Genomic DNA, 16,628 nt, shown 5'->3' with positions numbered 1-16,628 from the left:
AATAATGGAAACTCAAAGAATTTTAGTAACTGGTGGTAGTGGATTTATCGGAACTAATTTAGTAAATGAACTCCGAAGTAGAGGTCATGAAGTATTAGCATGTGATTTATTACACCATGAAGGGGAAGCAGATTTATACAGTGACTCATATTCAGATTATGTACGTGGAGATGTTAGAAGTTATCGTCAAATGGAACGTATATTTGATGATAATGATGATTTTGATTATGTATACCATTTAGCTGCAGAATATGGAAGATGGAATGGTGAAGCATACTATGAAAACCTTTGGCAAACAAATGTAATGGGATTAAAAAATATGATTCGTTTACAAGAAAAATTAGGTTTCCGTATGATAAGTTTTTCCTCAGCAGAAGTTTACGGAGATTATGATGGTATTATGACTGAAGATGTAATGACCAATAATCCAATTGCAGATACCTATCAAATGAATGATTATGCAATCAGTAAATGGGCTGGAGAATTAATGGTAATGAATTCAGCAACAATGTTCAACACTGAAACTGTAAGAGTTAGACCAGTAAACTGTTATGGCCCTCATGAAGCTTATTCTCCTTATAAAGGTTTTATTCCAATATTTATCTATAAAGCATTACATGGTCTCCCTTACAGTGTTCATATGGGACATAAAAGAATAATAGATTATGTGGATGATACTGTAAATACTTTTGCTAATATTGTGGATAATTTTATCCCTGGAGAAGTATATAATGTGGGAAGTAAACAAGAATGGGAAAGAGATATTAAACAATACTCTGATATGGTTTTAGATGCATGTGGAGTGGATGATTCTCTTGTAACTTACACCGAACCTGAAGCTTACACTACTAAAGTTAAAACTATTGACTTCAGCAAAGCTATTCGTGATTTAAAACATAATCCTCAAATACCTCCCGAAGAAGGTATTAAAAGAACAGTTGATTGGATGAAATATTATTATAGAATTGAATAAATCATTTTAATTAAATAATTATTTTCAAATGGAGAATTGGTAAATTTGGTTAAATCAATAGCAATTATTCCAGCATTTAATGAAGAAGTTGCAATAGGTTCAGTAATTTTAAGAACTCTTCAATATATTGATGATGTTTTGGTTATAGATGATGGTAGTGAAGATAAAACAAAACAAACAGCATTATTAGCTGGAGCTCATGTATTAACTCATCCTGTTAATTATGGAAAAGGCATAGCCTTAAAATCAGGTTTTGATTATGTTTCCGATTTAAGCTATGATGTTATAATCACTATTGATGCTGATGGTCAACACAACCCAGATGAAATTCCAGAATTAATAAAACCTGTAATTGAAGATGGAGTAGATTTAGTTAATGGTAGCAGATATTTAAATGGACATGAAGAAAACACTCCAGCTTATCGTAGGGTTGGTCAACAAGTATTAGATCATGCAACTAATATTTCAGCTGGAATTCATGTAACAGATTCACAAAGTGGATTTAGAGCATTCAGTAATAAGGCTTTGCCTTGTTTCAGATTTAATGATCCTGGATTTGGTATTGAAAGTGAAATGTTAGCAGATGCATCTGATAATGGATTGAAGATTAGTGAAGTACCTATAACTGTTAGATATGATGTTAATAGTTCAACAAAAAATCCAGTAACTCATGGAGTAGGTGTGCTCTTAAAAATTGGTAAAGATAAAGTTGAAAGAACATTAAAAAAATAAAATTTTTTGTTGATTTTTATGAAAAATGTTAAAGATGGTATAATGGGTTTAGTTGTAGGGGATGCATTAGGAGTCCCATATGAATTTAAACCAAGAAAATATTTTGATGATCATCCTGTAACAAATATGGATGGATATGGTACCCATAATCAACCTGCAGGAACATGGTCTGATGATTCTAGTTTAACACTAGCAACAATAGATAGTTTAACAAGTTGTGGCTTAGATTATGAAGATATAATGAAAAAGTTTTATGCATGGTTCATTGATTCTGATTATACTGCAACTGGTGAAATATTTGATATGGGTATAAGTACTAGAAATGCAATTATAAAATATGGTGAAGGTGAAAGTCCAATACTCTGTGGAGGTAATGGTGAAAGAGATAATGGTAATGGATCCCTTATGAGAATATTACCTGCTGCTTATTATCTACATGGAAAATCTATGGAAACAGAAGAAGCAATGGAAATTATTCATAATTTATCTTCATTAACTCATAACCATATTAGAAGTAAAATATCCTGCGGTATATATGTAAATATTGCATTAAAATTATTAAATAATGATATAGGTTTACCTCTTATTGAAGTAATAAAAAATGGTGTGGAAGATGCTGTAGATTATTATAATTCAAAAAAAGAGTATTCTAGGGAATTAAATCATTATTTTAAAAGAATTATTAACGGTGAAATTTATACTTTATCACGTGATAAAATACAGAGTAGTGGTTATGTAACTGCAACTTTAGAAGCTAGTATATGGTGTTTGGCTCAAACAAATAATTATAAAGATTCTATACTTAAATCTGTGAATTTAGGTTATGATACAGATACAACTGCAGCTGTTTGTGGTGGTTTATCTGGAATATATTATGGTTATGATAATATTCCAACCGATTGGCTTTCTAAGATAGAAAATATTAATTACATTATTGATTTATGTGATAATTTTGAAGAAACTTTATAAAAAAAAATTTTAAATTTAATTAAATTTATAAAAACTTAAGGGAGAAAAATAATGAAACTTGAAGAAATGTTAGCAAAATGTCCTGAATGTGGTTCTACAGATAAAATTATTAAAAGAAGAATGATTGATAACCACCATGCACATGCAGAATTAAAAGAAATTGTATGTGAAAATTGTGGACATGTATTTAGTGATGGTTCTGAAGAAGAACCTGAAGAAATTAAAGAAAAAGAAAAAGTATTAAGAGAATTAACCCAAAATGGTTTATTCTAATTTTTATGTTTCATTTTTTTCTAAGATTTGAAGGTTTAAAATATTATGACATTTCATGTAATGATTATACCAACATTAAAATGTCCATCTAACTGTAGTTACTGTTGGGGATCTGAAGATAAATCACCAATAATGAGTATAAGTGTGATAAAACAGATTAATGAATGGTTAAAAGATTTCAGAGATGATGATGTTCATTTCACATTCCATGGAGGAGAACCATTATTAGCAGGTTATGACTTTTATAAAGAAGCATTACCACTTTTAAATGATAGTGATACTCATATTACAGAAGGATTCTCCTTGCAAAGTAATTTATGGTTATTAACAGATGAAATGGCTAAATTATTCTCAAAATATAATATTAACATTAGTACAAGTATAGATGGTCCAAAAGATATAAACGATTACCAACGAGGAAAAGGATACTTTGACAAGACCATGAAAAAAGTACATCTTGCAGAAGAAAATGGTTTAAATATTAACTTTGTATGTACTTTTACAAGTTACTCTAAAGATTTCAGTAATCAAATATATGACTTTTTCAAAGATAATGGTTATATTCTTAAAATTCATGCAGCCCTACCATCATTAAGAGGGGAAAATGCAGATCCATGGGCATTACCTCAAGAAGAACATGGGAAAATATTAGTGGATTGGTTAGACAAATACTTATATGATTTAGATAAATTTGTTGTAATGGATTTAGATCATATAACTAAAAGTACCCTGCGAAGAAGAGGAACATTATGTACATTTAATGATTGTATGGGTACTACTTTAGCAGTAGGTGCAGAAGGAAACATATACCCCTGCTACCGTTTTGTAGGAATGGATGAATACATAATGGGAAATGTTGCTGATAAACCAAGTATGGAAGATTTAAAACAATCACAAGCTTGGAAAAAATTAATGGAATTTGAAAAATATGTTGATGAAAATTGTGGAAAATGTAAATTTATAAAATATTGCCGTGGAGGCTGCCCATATAATGCATTAGTATCAAATGGAACACCACAAGCAGTTGATCCTCAATGTGAAGCTTATAGTATGATATTTGCTGAAGTTTCCAAACGTATAAATAAAGATTTCATGAAAGGTGCAATGGGACAAATGTTAAATAATAATTCTGAAGAAGTAAACAAGTCTAAAAAACAATTCAGTATTATGGATTTAGCAATGAAAAAATAATTTAAAATATATTTATTAAATATTAAGGATGATGATTAGAAAATGGTAAAAATTACATTAGGTCTTCCAAAAGGAAGTTTAAATAATATTAAAAGAGGAAATACTTATCAATTATTTGTAGATGCAGGTTATGAAATGAAAGGATATGAACCTGAAGATGAATCCTTTGAAATACAAATAGTGAATGATGAGGATATTAAAGCATTTTTAACTAGACCTCAAAGTTCACCTGTAGAATTAAATCGAGGAATGGTGGATTTAGCTATTGTTGGTGAGGATTGGGTAAAAGAAGAATCTGTATTAAGTGATAATGATATAACTAAACTTGGAGATTTAGATTATGGTCAAACACGTTTAATAATGGCTGTGCCAAATGATTCTCCATATGAAAATTTAACAGACTTTTTCAGAAAAAATAAAAATAGGGATACTCCAATATTATGTTTTACAGAATATCCAAACTTAACACGTAAATTCATGATGCAAAATAAAGGTTATCAAGAAATTTATGGAGATACTGTACCTCTTGTACAAGTTAGAGGATTAAAAGATGGAAATAATGATAAAGTTCAAGTAATTAACAGTGATGGGGCAACAGAAGTTTACATTGCTAAAGGTGCGGATTTAATAGTTGATAATACTCAAACAGGAAACTCTCTTAAAAAAGCTGGATTAAAAGAATTAGAAACAATTCTTCACTCTTCTGCAGGATTATATGCTGGAGTATCATGTACAGGGGAAAAAATGGAAAAAGCTCAATTAATTTTTGATCAATTATATGGGGCTATTCTTGCACGTAAATACTTTGATGTTAAATTTAATATTAATAATGATATTGTTAAAGAATTAACAGATTATTTAATTGAAAATAAATTATGTTCAGATGAACCAACAATTAATAAAGGATCTACATACTCTCAGGTAAATGTTTTAATTCCGAAAGGAAAATTCCCTGAAATGTTATATGAAATTAAAAAGTATGGTGCATCAAGTATTATTCGAAGTGATGTAAAACAGTATGTTAAATAAAATTTATTAAATAATTTTTTAACTTTATATCTTATTTTTTTAACTATTTCTAACTTTTTTATATATTTTTTGTAAATTTAAATCAATATCTTTTTATATAAATTTTAATAAATTATAATTATTCATAAAAAATCATTATAAATTATCATTATATTTTTTTGGGTGTTAAAAAAAATGTTAACTTCTGTACAAAAAGAAATCTTACAAAATTTAATTAATTTATATCAAACTTCTAATGGGAAATCTATTAAAGGGGAAGATATTGCTGATGTTATGAGTCGAAATCCAGGTACTATTCGTAACCAAATGCAATCTTTACGTAGTTTAGGTTTAGTAAAAGGTGTTCCTGGCCCAAGAGGAGGGTATAAACCTACAATTGAAGCATATCAAACATTAAACATAACAGTTTCTGATGAAGATTCTTTTAAAGTCCCAATGTTTAAAGATGGGAATAAATTAGAAGGATTATCTGTTGCTAAAATAGAATTTACAAGTGTTCCACACCCAGGGGAATGTGAAGCAGCAATAAAAATTTTAGGAAATATTAAAGATTTAACTCTTGGAGATATTGTTACAATAGGACCAACACCGGTAAATAATTTAGGTGTAATGGGAGAAATTGTTGGAAGAGATGATATGGATAATCTAATACTTTTAGACACAACGACTATTAGAAGTATACCTAAAAATGCTATAGAAGACATAGCAACTACAGATTTAATAAGTTTAAAAAGTCAAGATAGTATCCGTGAAGCAGCCAAGATATTAACCATAAATGATATTGAAGGAGCACCTATAATTGAAAATAATTGTGCAATAGGAATGTTAACATTAACAGATATTGTTGAATCCTTAGCAGAATCTAGGGAAAACTTAAAAGTTCAAGATATAATGAGTAATGAAGTCATAACAGTAAACAGTAAAATGAAAATAGCAAATGCTGTTGAAATTATGTATAAAAATCATGTTGGAAGATTAATACTTGTTGATGAGAATAAAATACCAACTGGAATAGTAACACGTACAGATTTAATAGAACAAATTACAAATTTAAAAAATTTCCCAATTATGGATTCTATAAAATCTTAAAATCCTCTTTTTAAGTTTTAAATTAAATTTATCTTTTTTTTAATAAAACTTATTTAACATAATAAATAAATATTATATTAATTAATAATTCTTTTTTTTAAAATTTTATAATAAAATATTAATAAAAAAAGTAAAATTTTTTAAACATATATTTTTCTTAAAATAAAATTTACAAAATATAAAATAAATAATTTAAATGATTTTTATGAGAATAGAACAAACTAAAGTTAATCAAATGAATATTAAAAAAGATATGAAAGTATCTGAACTCATGGAAGAATTTGAAAACTGTGGAGTATTAGGATCTGGAAGAGTTGCAAGAGCCTCAGATTTACTTGCAGCAATGATAAATGAAGAAGATATGCATATTTTTATGAGTATGGCAGGACCACAAGTACCTGGGGGAATGCGGAACATTATAGCATACATGATAAAACATGAATATATTAATGTATTAGTTACAAGTGGGGCAAATATTACTCATGATTTATTAGAATCATTTGGAGGAAGACATTACAGGGACTTTGGGGATGATGATGAAAAATTAAACAAAGCAGGAATAGGACGAATTGCTGATGTTTACACTCAAAATGATGATTTTGAAATATTTGAAACAGAAATCAATAAAATCTTTGATAAACTTAGTAAGAAATTAGATAATCCTAAAGATAAAGGGATAATTTCAATTAACACATTATTACATGAAATAGGATTAATAATAGATGATGAAAACAGTATCCTTCATCAAGCAGCAATACATAATGTTGATATATTTGCACCTGGAATTGTGGATAGTATGCTTGGGTTACAGTTATGGATGTTTACACAAGATCATAATCTAATTTTAGATGTTGTAAAAGATATGCATCATTTTTCAGATTTAGTATTTGAATCTTCAGAAATTGGTGGAATTTTCCTTGGAGGGGGAGTTCCAAAACATTATACTATGGCATCAACTTTACTTAAAGGAGGATTAGATGCAGCTATACAAATAACTATGGATCGTCCTGAAACTGGAAGTTTAAGTGGTGCTCCTTTAGAAGAAGCTAAAAGTTGGTCTAAAGCTAAGTGTGGTTCAAATTTAGCTAATGTTGTAGGGGATGCAACTATTATATTCCCATTGATTTTTGCTGCAGCATTAGACAAAATTCAATAGAAAAAGTTTGAGGAATATTATTTTTGAGGTAAAAAATTTATGACTCCAATTTTATTAGCAGTATCCTATGCATTATCTGGTTTTTTCATGAAATTTAGTGATGATGAATTTGATGAGAAAAACAATAAAATCTTAGCAGTTATACTGGGTATAATTTGTGGATTATTCGCAGCTTATGCTACAGTTACAAATATAGATGCTGCCTACATTTTTATAGGCATCCTTATTGGTAATCTTTTGGGTTTAAAAGTTGATGGTGTTCATCACATAGCTACACTTTTAACTTTCTTAATTATTGTGGCCATAATAGGTATTCCAGGGATTAATGGTTTTATTTTATTTGCTTGTATTTTAGGTGCTTGGATAGATGAATTAGGTAATGATAATCCTAAAGTTTATTCTAAAGGTAAATTTTTTGAGTATTTCTTTGATTATCGTTTTTCAATGAAAGTTGTTATTTTACTTTTAGCAATGTTTGGGTATCTTCAATTAATAAGTTTTGTTTATTTCTTACTTTTTGAAATATTTTATGAAATTGCACGTGAATTATTTGAGAAATATTTAATATAAAAAAGGATTTTATTAATGAGAAATATTTTAAATGTATTTTTCTCATTTTTTTTTATTTTGTAGATTTTATTATGTCTTCTGTCGCTTTTTTTGGATTTTCAGATTCATAAATGGATCTTCCAACAATTATTGCATTTGCATATTCTAATGTTTTTTTAGCTTCTCCACCTTGTTTTCCTACACCTGGGGATATTATGAATGAATCTTTTCCAACTATTTCTCTGATTTCTTTTAAACGATTTATTCGTGTTGCTGGTGCTACATAATTTTTTATTCCCATTTCCACTCCCATTTTAGCTATTTCATCTGCATCTTTTTGTAGGAATCTTTTTGCTCCAGGGTGTGACATTTCTGTAAGTAGAAACAGGTCTTTGTTGTATTCATCTGCTTTGTCTTGGCATGCTTTTACGCTGTCTTCTCCTACGAATCCATGTGTTATTATTCCGTCTGCACCGTTTTTGAATGTTTGTTCTGCTATTTTTGAATTGGTTGCTGGTATATCTGCTACTTTGTAATCACATATTATTTGGTAATTATAATTTTCTTTGAATATTTTTATGGTTTTTATTCCTTCTGCTAATGTTAGGGGGTAACCTATTTTTATTGTGTCTATTTGGTTTCCTATTGTTTCACATACTTTTTCTGCTTTTTGGAGTTCCATTATGTCCATTGCTAATATTAGGTTGTTTTTTATTTTCATATTTTTTTATCCTTTTTTGTTTTTATTGTTTGTTTTTTCTAGTTTATTATTTTTTTTAGTAAATTATAAATATTAAAATTTACTTAATTTAATTCAAGAAGTTTTTATTAATTTAACTTTATTATTTTCATATTTATTTGAAATTTTTAGAAAGGCTTAAATAGGGTTTTGGATAAAATAATATTTATAAAGTTAAATTTAATTTAATCAATTTAACTTTAATAAATTTTTATTTTAAAACTTTTTAAAAAAAAACAAAAAAAATTATGGGGATAGATATTAAATGCATATTATGGAAGGATTTCTCCCGCCACTATGGTGTTTATTTTGGTATATACTAATGATACCCGTAGTAGCATGGGGATTAATACAAATTAAAAGAACATTTGAAAAAACTCCCGAATCAAAAGCATTACTTGCAGTTTCAGGAGCATTTATGTTTGTACTATCATCACTTAAAATGCCATCTGTAACAGGAAGCTGTTCACATCCTTGTGGTAATGGATTAGGAGCAGCACTATTCGGACCAGCAGCAACAAGTGTACTCGCAGTAATCGTACTACTTTTCCAAGCTATCATCTTAGCACATGGAGGATTAACAACTTTAGGGGCAAATTGTTTCTCAATGGGAATAGTAGGACCATTCGTAGCATGGGCAGTATATAAGGCAATCAATAAAACAAAAGCTGGATCACTAGTTGCAATATTCTTTGCAGCATTCTTTGGTGATTTATTAACTTATGTAACAACAGCTGTACAATTATCAGCTGCATTTCCAATACCATCATTCACAGCTGCATTTGTAAAATTCTTTGCAATATTTGCAGTAACTCAAATACCATTAGCAATAGCAGAAGGTATTTTAACAGTTGTAATATGGGATATGTTAAAGAAAAATAAACCAAAACTCATGGAAAAACTTGGTGCATTAACATCAAAAGAAGCTGAAGAAGCTCAAGTTGAAGCATTAGATGATGATAAAGGATCTGCTATATAAACTTGGAGGTTTTAATTAATGAAAACAAAAATGTATATAATATTATTAATATTAGTTGCAATCATTGTAATGATACCCTTAGCAATGTATAGTGGATTAGGTGAAGACCAAGGTTATTTTGGCGGATCTGATGATGCTGGAGCAACTGCAATAGAATCAACTGGTTACACACCATGGTTCAGTTCAATATGGGAACCACCAAGTGGGGAAATACAAAGTTTACTCTTCTGTGTTCAAACTGCTATAGGGACTATAATTATAGGTTATTTCTTTGGTTATTGGAGAGCACAAAGAAAATACAATATTAAAGAATAATGGAATTTTATTAATAGATTTAAAAAATCTATTAAATAATTTTTTTTAAAAAATTAAAATAAAAAAAAGGTAAAGATGAGAACATGACATTGAATATAGATTACATTGCACAAACAAATCGCTTACGTGATGTAAACTCAAATCTTAAAATAGTATTATCTATAGGGATAATGTTAATCGCTTTAATTAGCCAAAATATTCCATTGGAAATTTGTGTAATAATCTTAGCAGCAATTGGAATTATGGGTGTGGCTCGTGTCAAACCTAGTATTTATTTAAAATTCATAGCGATACCATTTGCTTTCACAAGTATTACTTGTGTATTTTTATTGTTCTTCTTTGGAGTAGGTCCTGTTATATGGGATAGTGGAATTTGGGGAATAGTAATTCGCCAAGATGCATATAACCTTGCTGTTTTAACTTTCTTTAGAGTATTTGCATGTTTCTCATGTTTAGGGTTCATGTCACTTACAACACCAATAAATGATTTTTTACATGCTTTAGCTAAAGTTCATGTACCTAAAATATTTATAGAATTATCCATGTTAATGTATAATATTATATTTATATTCTTAGAAGAAGTTGAAACAATGAGAAATGCTCAAAAATCAAGATTAGGATTTAATGGTTATATGAATTCTTTCAAATCTCTTGGAAGTATTATTGCAAATCTTTTCTTTAAATCATTAGAAAAAGCAGAATCATTACAAAGAACTTTGGAATCTCGTGGTTATAATGGTGAAATACCAATTTATGAACCTAGTAAATAAAGTTTAGAGGAGTTAAAAAAAATAATGTTAGAAGCAAATCATATAGTTTATAAATATGAAGATGGTACTAAAGCTTTAAATGATGTAACTGTTAAAGTCAATGATAATGAAATAGTTGCATTACTTGGTAAGAATGGTGCTGGAAAATCTACTCTTTTTTTACACTTTAATGGAATTTTTAAACCAGATAAAGGGGAAGTATTAGTTGAGGGTAAACCAATTAAATATAATAATAAAGGTTTACTTAATGTTAGATCTAAAGTAGGTGTTGTTTTTCAAAATCCTGATGATCAACTTTTTGCACCAACAGTTCAAGAGGATGTGGCTTTTGGTCCTTTAAATTTAGGACTTTCTCAAGAAGAAGTGGAAAATCGTGTTAAAGAATCCTTAAAAAAAGTGGGGATGTCTGGATTTGAACGTAAACCTCCACATCATTTAAGTGGTGGTCAAAAGAAGCGCGTGGCTATAGCTGGTGTTTTAGCTATGAAACCTAAAATCATGGTTTTAGATGAACCTACTAGTGGTTTAGATCCTAAAGGTGCTTCACTAGTTTTAAAATTATTATATAAATTAAATAGTGAAGGTATATCTATTATTATTTCTACTCATGATGTGGATTTAGTTCCTTTATATGCAAATCGTCTTTATGTGATTAAAGAAGGTCAAATTATTAAGGAAGGTACTCCTAGTGAAGTTTTCAGTGATGTAAAAACTATTAGAGATGCTAATTTACGTTTACCTCGTATTGCTCATTTAGCTGAAATTTTAGAAAAGGAAGATTCTATAGATTTTGAAGGGGAATATCCTTTAACTATTAGTCAAGCTAGAAATCAATTCTTAGAAAAATTAGATTTATAATTATTATAGAAAATTTGTATTAAGTAAAGGTTTTCCTAAATTGTTATGATTTAGGATTTTTTAATACAAGTTAAGTAATACTTACTATATAAATGAATTTAAAAAAAGTATTATTATATTTTTTTTCTAGTTATAGTAATACTAAGTATATAAAGAAATTCAAAAAAAGTAATACAATTTATTACAGGGAGAAAAAAATGAATATAAATAAAGAGGATATGAGCCTGAAAAAATTAAATGAATTATTAGCCGGATTAAAAATGACTATAATCTCAGGAATATTCTTAGCTATAAGTTTAGTTTTCATGGTATTTCATATTCAATCACCAATAGATCCAGCATGGGGTGCAGTAATAATAAGTGGTTTTCCTTTAATATATCTTGCACTAATTAGAGTAATAAAAGAAAAATTTGTATCATCTGCATTACTTATAACAGTTGCAATGATTGCAAGTATAGGTATAGGTCAAATATTTGCTGCAGGAGAAGTAGCATTTATAATGTCTTTAGGCGCATTATTAGAAGATTATACAGTAGATCGTGCTCAAAATGGTTTAAAAAACTTAATAAATTTAACCCCACAAAAAGGAAGAAAAATAATACAAACAAATAATGGAAATTTTAAAGAAGAAATAGTAAATGTTAATGAAATTAACTTAAAAGATACTTTAAGAGTATTACCTGGTGAAGTAATACCCGTCGATGGAGTAATAACAAAAGGAAATACTTCTCTAGACCAATCTATTATGACTGGGGAATCTTTACCAATTGATAAAAAACCTGGGGATGAAGTATTTTGTGGAACTATGAATTTATATGGTAGTGTAGATATGGAAACTACTAGTCGTGGAGAAGATTCTAGTTTACAAAAATTAATAGACATGGTGAGGGATGCTGAAAATAAACAAGCACCAACCCAAAGAATTGCAGATAAATGGGCAACATGGTTAGTGCCAGTAGCATTACTAATTGCTATATGTGCATTCATATTTACTGGTGATATAAATCGTGCAGTGACTGTTTTAGTAGTATTTTGTCCTTGTGCATTAATACTTGCCACACCAACAAGTATTATGGCTGCAATTGGTCAAGCAACAAAATATGGTGTAATTATAAAATCTGGTGAAGCATTAGAAAATCTTGGAAAAACCAATATTATAGCATTTGATAAAACAGGAACATTAACATATGGAGATTTAAAAGTATCAGATGTGATAAGTAAAAAAGAAAACTTAAGTAATGAGCAATTACTTAAGATAACTGCAAGTTGTGAGAAAAGAAGTGAACATCCACTAGCTAAAGCATTAATAAAATATACTGAAGAAAATAATATAAAATTTGATGATTGTGAAGATTTCCAAATGATACCTGGAAAAGGAGTAAAATCTAAAATAGATCAAGAAGAAATATTTTGTGGAAACTTAAACTTCATAAAAGAAAATAATATAAATACTAATGGGTTAAATGAAACATTAAAATATTTAAATAATGAAGGTAAAGCAAATATAATTGTTGCAAATGAAAATGAAATATTAGGTATTATAGCATTATCCGATATTTTATGTGAAGATGCAAAAGAAATGATTAAAAATTTAGAAGAATTAAACACTAAAGTAATTCTTTTAACTGGAGACAATATACAAGCAGCAAATTATTTTTCTAAACAAGTAGGTATAAGTAATGTTCATGCAGAATTATTACCTGAAGATAAAGTAAAACAAATACAAAAAATCAAAGATAATAATGAAATGGTTGCAATGATTGGTGATGGTGTAAATGATGCTCCTGCATTAAAAACAGCTAATATTAGTGTTGCTATGGCTAAAATGGGTAGTGATATTGCAATTGAAGCTGCAGATGTAGCATTACTTGGTGATGATATTGAAAAAATCCCATATCTTAAGAAATTATCTAATGCCACATTATATAATATACATTTCAATATTACTTTAAGTATGTGTATAAATGCAGTTGCTATATTCTGTAGTGTAATGGGTTGGTTAAACCCAGTAACTGGTGCACTTGTTCATAACATTGGATCATGTGTTGTTATTGCTAATGCAGGATTTTTATATGATCGTAAATTTGATGATAATATTAAAAAATATAATCCTAATGAACCAGTTAAAAACAATGAAATTTTAACCCATTCACATGATAAAGGTAATCTTAATCATTCTCATAAAAATTTAGATTTAGGGGAAGTAATTACTTTTAATGGTTCATCACATACACATAAACATATGCATTAAATATTTTTTCTTTTATACTAATTTCTTTCTCCTTTTTTTATTTTATTCTACTTCCACAAACTACTCTTTTTTCATTGTAAAGTTTTTTATATTACAAAATTCATATCTAATATTAATATATATTATAATATTATATCATTTTTTCATAAAATAAATTATAAAAGGTGGAATAAAACATTGCTTAAAATAGGAGTTTGTGAAACAACATTTGCACGTTTTGAAATGGGGGCTGCTGCAATAGATGAATTAAAAAAATATGCTTCAGATATAAAAATAATTCATTCAGTTGTACCTGGTGTAAAAGACTTACCTGTGGCTTCTAAAAAATTAATAGAAGAAGAAGATTGTGAAATTGTAATGGCTCTTGGAATGCCGGGTCCAATGGAAAAAGACAAAATGTGTGCACATGAAGCATCTACAGGTTTAATCAGAGCACAATTAATGACAAATAAACATATATTGGAAGTTTTTGTACATGAAGATGAAGAAGATAATGAAAAAGATTTAAAAATACTTGCAGAAACACGAGCAAGAGAACATGCACAAAACTTAATAAAAATGATGTTTAAACCAAAACAATTTTCAAAAGAAGCAGGAAAAGGTAAAAGAGAAGGTAAACCTGATGCAGGTCCTTTATAATATTTTTTGATTTTCATGACAAACACACAAGCGCAAACTAAAACAAATTATGAAGATACTGACGGTGTATACATAGTTGTACCTGCATTTAATGAAGAAAAAACAGTAAGTGAAGTTATAGAAAAAATTTCAAAAAAAGGATATCATGTAGTAGTAGTTAATGATGGATCTGTTGATACGACTTTAAAATGTGCAAAAGAAAGTCAAATAAAATATCCAAATAATATTATTATAGTGTCCCATGTAATAAACAGAGGTTTAGGAGCAGCATTAAAAACTGGAATGAATACAGCTTTAAAACATAATGCTAAATATATTGTGACATTTGATGCAGATGGACAACATGAAGTTGAAGATATAAAAAAAGTATGTTTTCCATTAAAACAAGGTCAAGTTGAAGCAGTAATAGGTGCAAGACCTTTTGAAGATATGCCTAGAAGTAAAAATTTTGCAAATACAATGATGAATTTACTTACATTAATATTTTATAGAGTTAAAGTAAAAGATTCACAATCAGGATTAAGAGCATTTTCAGCAGATGCTGCAAGTAAAATTGATGTAGTTTCCCAAGGTTATGGAGTATCTTCTGAATTCATTAAAGAGATAAAGTTAAATAAAATATCTGTAGGAGAAGTAACAATTACAACTATATACACTCCAGAAACACAAGAAAAAGGGACTAATTTAATGGTAGGACTAAAAATTATGTTCCAAATGATTTTAGATTTATTTAGATTTTAATAAAAAGATAGGTAGGTAAATACAATGCAACAATTATTATTATATCAAGTAATATTTTTAATTATAGCTATTGTAGCAGTTATTTTAATTTATCATAGATATACAAAAGAAAAAACTAGTTTTCCAACGTTTATATTATGGGCTATATTATGGGTTTTCCTTGTTCTGTTTGCATTTGTACCAAATACAATAGATTCTATAGCACATGTATTCGGTATAGCTACAGGTGCAAATTTATTATTCATAATAGCAATTTTAGGATGTTTTTACTTAATATTTAGATTATATATTAAAATTGATGATTTAAATCAGAATATTAATGATTTAGTGAGAGAATTAGCAATTAAAAATGAAATAATATTAGAAGATGAAAAAGATAAAAAGGAATAAAAAAATTTTTTAGGAAAATTAAAACATGATACTTTATTATAAAGGATGCACAGCCAGTGAAAAAATACCTGAAATAGCTGATGCAACAGAATATATACTTAAAAAAGCAGGTATAAAATACCATACTTTAGAAAATGAACCATGTTGTGGATCTGTATTATTACGAACAGGATTCCATGATGCTGCAATACAACAAATGAAAGAAAATATAAATTTTTTAAAAGATTATCAAAATGAAACAATACTCACATCTTGTGCTGGATGCTATAAAACTTTAAAAAATGATTATAAAGAAAAATTAAACACTGAGTTTAATGTTATTCATATATCACAATTATTAAATCAACTTATAAAAGAAGGAAAAATTAGTCCTGAAAAAAATGATATCAAAGTAACTTATCATGATCCATGCCATTTATGTCGTCATGCTGGAGAATCTGAAGCTCCTCGTGAAGTTATAAAAAGTAGTGCTGATTTAGTTGAAATGAAACATAATCGAGAAGATGCCCTATGTTGTGGGTCTGGTGGTGGAGTTAAATCTGCATATAATGATATGAGTAATGAAATAGCTAAAAATCGTATGAAAGAAGCAGAAGAATCTGGTGCAGAATTATTAGTAACAGCATGTCCATTCTGTAAATTAAACCTTAATGATAATTCAGATATGGAAGTATTAGATTTATCTGAATTTATTTGCACTAATCTAAAAAAACAAGAAGAAGAGGATATGTGATGAAAGAAAATGAATTAGAAACAATGAGAAAATCTTTCAAAACAGCAAATGATAGAACTAATCATATTATGAAAGAACCTAAATCTCTAGAATTAAAAGAAAAAGTTCAAAATATTAGGAAAGACAGTATAAATAATAATGAAGAATTATATAAAACTGCCTGTGAGTCATTTAAAAGAAATGGTATTGATTCATTTTTTGCTTCAACAATTGAAGATGCTCAAGATAAAATCGTAGATTTAATAAAAGAA

General features: G+C 28.2%; 20 protein-coding genes (1 of these 20 only partly in view). 19 read left to right on the top strand and 1 reads right to left on the bottom strand.

All coding sequences use genetic code 11. From position 1 onward, the window contains the following. Positions 1–4 precede the first annotated feature (4 nt). From ACA135_RS05095 to ACA135_RS05055, 9 genes are all read left to right on the top strand, one after another. Positions 5–973 carry an NAD-dependent epimerase/dehydratase family protein gene (locus tag ACA135_RS05095; protein WP_409197687.1) on the top strand — a complete coding sequence of 323 codons (969 nt, stop codon included), beginning with the start codon at positions 5–7 and terminating at the stop codon, positions 971–973. Between the two features lie 45 nt (positions 974–1,018). After that, a complete protein-coding gene (locus tag ACA135_RS05090) occupies positions 1,019–1,705 on the top strand; it encodes a glycosyltransferase family 2 protein (RefSeq protein ID WP_409197686.1) in 687 nt (228 codons plus the stop codon). A gap of 18 nt (positions 1,706–1,723) precedes the next feature. Then, complete coding sequence (locus ACA135_RS05085) at positions 1,724–2,674, top strand: ADP-ribosylglycohydrolase family protein (RefSeq protein ID WP_409197685.1); 951 nt, start codon at positions 1,724–1,726, stop codon at positions 2,672–2,674. A gap of 51 nt (positions 2,675–2,725) precedes the next feature. After that, complete coding sequence (locus ACA135_RS05080) at positions 2,726–2,947, top strand: TIGR04165 family Cys-rich peptide (RefSeq protein ID WP_409197684.1); 222 nt, start codon at positions 2,726–2,728, stop codon at positions 2,945–2,947. Positions 2,948–2,992: 45 nt separating this feature from the next. After that, complete coding sequence (locus tag ACA135_RS05075; protein WP_409197683.1) at positions 2,993–4,138, top strand: TIGR04083 family peptide-modifying radical SAM enzyme; 1,146 nt, start codon at positions 2,993–2,995, stop codon at positions 4,136–4,138. Positions 4,139–4,180: 42 nt separating this feature from the next. Then, positions 4,181–5,167, top strand: a complete 987-nt coding sequence (locus ACA135_RS05070) for an ATP phosphoribosyltransferase (protein ID WP_409197682.1) — start codon at positions 4,181–4,183, stop codon at positions 5,165–5,167. 174 nt (positions 5,168–5,341) lie between these two features. Further along, entirely contained in the window at positions 5,342–6,256 is a 915-nt protein-coding gene (locus tag ACA135_RS05065) for a CBS domain-containing protein (RefSeq protein WP_409197681.1), read from the top strand. A 205-nt stretch (positions 6,257–6,461) separates the two neighbouring features. Next, positions 6,462–7,412: a deoxyhypusine synthase gene (locus ACA135_RS05060; RefSeq protein ID WP_409197680.1), complete on the top strand. Its 951-nt coding sequence runs from the start codon at positions 6,462–6,464 to the stop codon at positions 7,410–7,412. Positions 7,413–7,451: 39 nt separating this feature from the next. Beyond that, positions 7,452–7,982, top strand: coding sequence for a hypothetical protein (locus tag ACA135_RS05055; RefSeq protein WP_409197679.1), 531 nt, complete (start codon positions 7,452–7,454; stop codon positions 7,980–7,982). Positions 7,983–8,034: 52 nt separating this feature from the next. On the opposite strand, the gene pyrF is transcribed toward ACA135_RS05055, so the two are convergent. Next, entirely contained in the window at positions 8,035–8,682 is a 648-nt protein-coding gene (pyrF, locus tag ACA135_RS05050; protein ID WP_409197678.1) for an orotidine-5'-phosphate decarboxylase, read from the bottom strand. A gap of 283 nt (positions 8,683–8,965) precedes the next feature. Here pyrF and cbiM point away from each other — a divergent pair, with 283 nt between their 5' ends. From cbiM to ACA135_RS05000, 10 genes are all read left to right on the top strand, one after another. Next, the gene (cbiM, locus tag ACA135_RS05045; protein WP_409197677.1) at positions 8,966–9,679 is read left to right on the top strand and encodes a cobalt ECF transporter S component CbiM; all 714 of its coding nucleotides are present in this window, start codon (positions 8,966–8,968) and stop codon (positions 9,677–9,679) included. 18 nt (positions 9,680–9,697) lie between these two features. Next, positions 9,698–9,994, top strand: a complete 297-nt coding sequence (locus tag ACA135_RS05040; RefSeq protein WP_409197676.1) for an energy-coupling factor ABC transporter substrate-binding protein — start codon at positions 9,698–9,700, stop codon at positions 9,992–9,994. An 83-nt stretch (positions 9,995–10,077) separates the two neighbouring features. After that, a complete protein-coding gene (gene cbiQ / locus ACA135_RS05035) occupies positions 10,078–10,764 on the top strand; it encodes a cobalt ECF transporter T component CbiQ (protein ID WP_409197675.1) in 687 nt (228 codons plus the stop codon). A gap of 24 nt (positions 10,765–10,788) precedes the next feature. Continuing rightward, positions 10,789–11,622 carry an ATP-binding cassette domain-containing protein gene (locus ACA135_RS05030; RefSeq protein WP_409197674.1) on the top strand — a complete coding sequence of 278 codons (834 nt, stop codon included), beginning with the start codon at positions 10,789–10,791 and terminating at the stop codon, positions 11,620–11,622. Between the two features lie 197 nt (positions 11,623–11,819). After that, positions 11,820–13,874: a heavy metal translocating P-type ATPase gene (locus ACA135_RS05025; protein WP_409197673.1), complete on the top strand. Its 2,055-nt coding sequence runs from the start codon at positions 11,820–11,822 to the stop codon at positions 13,872–13,874. A 177-nt stretch (positions 13,875–14,051) separates the two neighbouring features. Continuing rightward, on the top strand, positions 14,052–14,513 hold the full coding sequence (ribC, locus tag ACA135_RS05020) for a riboflavin synthase (RefSeq protein ID WP_409197672.1): 462 nt from the start codon (positions 14,052–14,054) through the stop codon (positions 14,511–14,513). A gap of 15 nt (positions 14,514–14,528) precedes the next feature. Next, on the top strand, positions 14,529–15,254 hold the full coding sequence (locus tag ACA135_RS05015; protein WP_409197671.1) for a glycosyltransferase family 2 protein: 726 nt from the start codon (positions 14,529–14,531) through the stop codon (positions 15,252–15,254). Between the two features lie 24 nt (positions 15,255–15,278). Then, positions 15,279–15,644: a DUF2304 domain-containing protein gene (locus tag ACA135_RS05010; RefSeq protein WP_409197670.1), complete on the top strand. Its 366-nt coding sequence runs from the start codon at positions 15,279–15,281 to the stop codon at positions 15,642–15,644. A 25-nt stretch (positions 15,645–15,669) separates the two neighbouring features. Then, positions 15,670–16,377 (top strand): (Fe-S)-binding protein, encoded by a 708-nt coding sequence (locus ACA135_RS05005; protein ID WP_409197669.1) that lies wholly within the window; start codon positions 15,670–15,672, stop codon positions 16,375–16,377. Beyond that, on the top strand, positions 16,377–16,628 hold the 5' end (the start) of the coding sequence (locus ACA135_RS05000; protein WP_409197668.1) for an LUD domain-containing protein. It continues 972 nt past the right edge of the window; only the first 252 of its 1,224 coding nucleotides appear in the window; its start codon is at positions 16,377–16,379; its stop codon lies off the right edge, out of view. Before ACA135_RS05005 ends, ACA135_RS05000 begins: the two co-directional genes overlap by 1 nt.

The sequence above is a fragment of the Methanobrevibacter acididurans genome (assembly GCF_046197875.1).
In the GTDB taxonomy this organism is placed as follows: Archaea; Methanobacteriota; Methanobacteria; order Methanobacteriales; family Methanobacteriaceae; genus Methanobrevibacter_A; species Methanobrevibacter_A acididurans.
The sequence above is the reverse complement of the archived record's forward strand: the minus strand, read 5'-3'. Positions and strand labels throughout refer to the sequence as shown.

Bases quoted from the DNA above. Each gene is read 5' to 3' on its own strand.
- ACA135_RS05095 (WP_409197687.1), top strand. From the start codon at position 5: ATGGAAACTCAAAGAATTTTAGTAACTGGTGGTAGTGGATTTATCGGA.
- ACA135_RS05085 (WP_409197685.1), top strand. From the start codon at position 1,724: ATGAAAAATGTTAAAGATGGTATAATGGGTTTAGTTGTAGGGGATGCA.
- ACA135_RS05080 (WP_409197684.1), top strand. From the start codon at position 2,726: ATGAAACTTGAAGAAATGTTAGCAAAATGTCCTGAATGTGGTTCTACA.
- ACA135_RS05075 (WP_409197683.1), top strand. From the start codon at position 2,993: ATGACATTTCATGTAATGATTATACCAACATTAAAATGTCCATCTAAC.
- ACA135_RS05070 (WP_409197682.1), top strand. From the start codon at position 4,181: ATGGTAAAAATTACATTAGGTCTTCCAAAAGGAAGTTTAAATAATATT.
- ACA135_RS05065 (WP_409197681.1), top strand. From the start codon at position 5,342: ATGTTAACTTCTGTACAAAAAGAAATCTTACAAAATTTAATTAATTTA.
- ACA135_RS05060 (WP_409197680.1), top strand. From the start codon at position 6,462: ATGAGAATAGAACAAACTAAAGTTAATCAAATGAATATTAAAAAAGAT.
- ACA135_RS05055 (WP_409197679.1), top strand. From the start codon at position 7,452: ATGACTCCAATTTTATTAGCAGTATCCTATGCATTATCTGGTTTTTTC.
- pyrF (WP_409197678.1), bottom strand. From the start codon at position 8,682: ATGAAAATAAAAAACAACCTAATATTAGCAATGGACATAATGGAACTC.
- cbiM (WP_409197677.1), top strand. From the start codon at position 8,966: ATGCATATTATGGAAGGATTTCTCCCGCCACTATGGTGTTTATTTTGG.
- ACA135_RS05040 (WP_409197676.1), top strand. From the start codon at position 9,698: ATGAAAACAAAAATGTATATAATATTATTAATATTAGTTGCAATCATT.
- cbiQ (WP_409197675.1), top strand. From the start codon at position 10,078: ATGACATTGAATATAGATTACATTGCACAAACAAATCGCTTACGTGAT.
- ACA135_RS05030 (WP_409197674.1), top strand. From the start codon at position 10,789: ATGTTAGAAGCAAATCATATAGTTTATAAATATGAAGATGGTACTAAA.
- ACA135_RS05025 (WP_409197673.1), top strand. From the start codon at position 11,820: ATGAATATAAATAAAGAGGATATGAGCCTGAAAAAATTAAATGAATTA.
- ACA135_RS05015 (WP_409197671.1), top strand. From the start codon at position 14,529: ATGACAAACACACAAGCGCAAACTAAAACAAATTATGAAGATACTGAC.
- ACA135_RS05010 (WP_409197670.1), top strand. From the start codon at position 15,279: ATGCAACAATTATTATTATATCAAGTAATATTTTTAATTATAGCTATT.
- ACA135_RS05005 (WP_409197669.1), top strand. From the start codon at position 15,670: ATGATACTTTATTATAAAGGATGCACAGCCAGTGAAAAAATACCTGAA.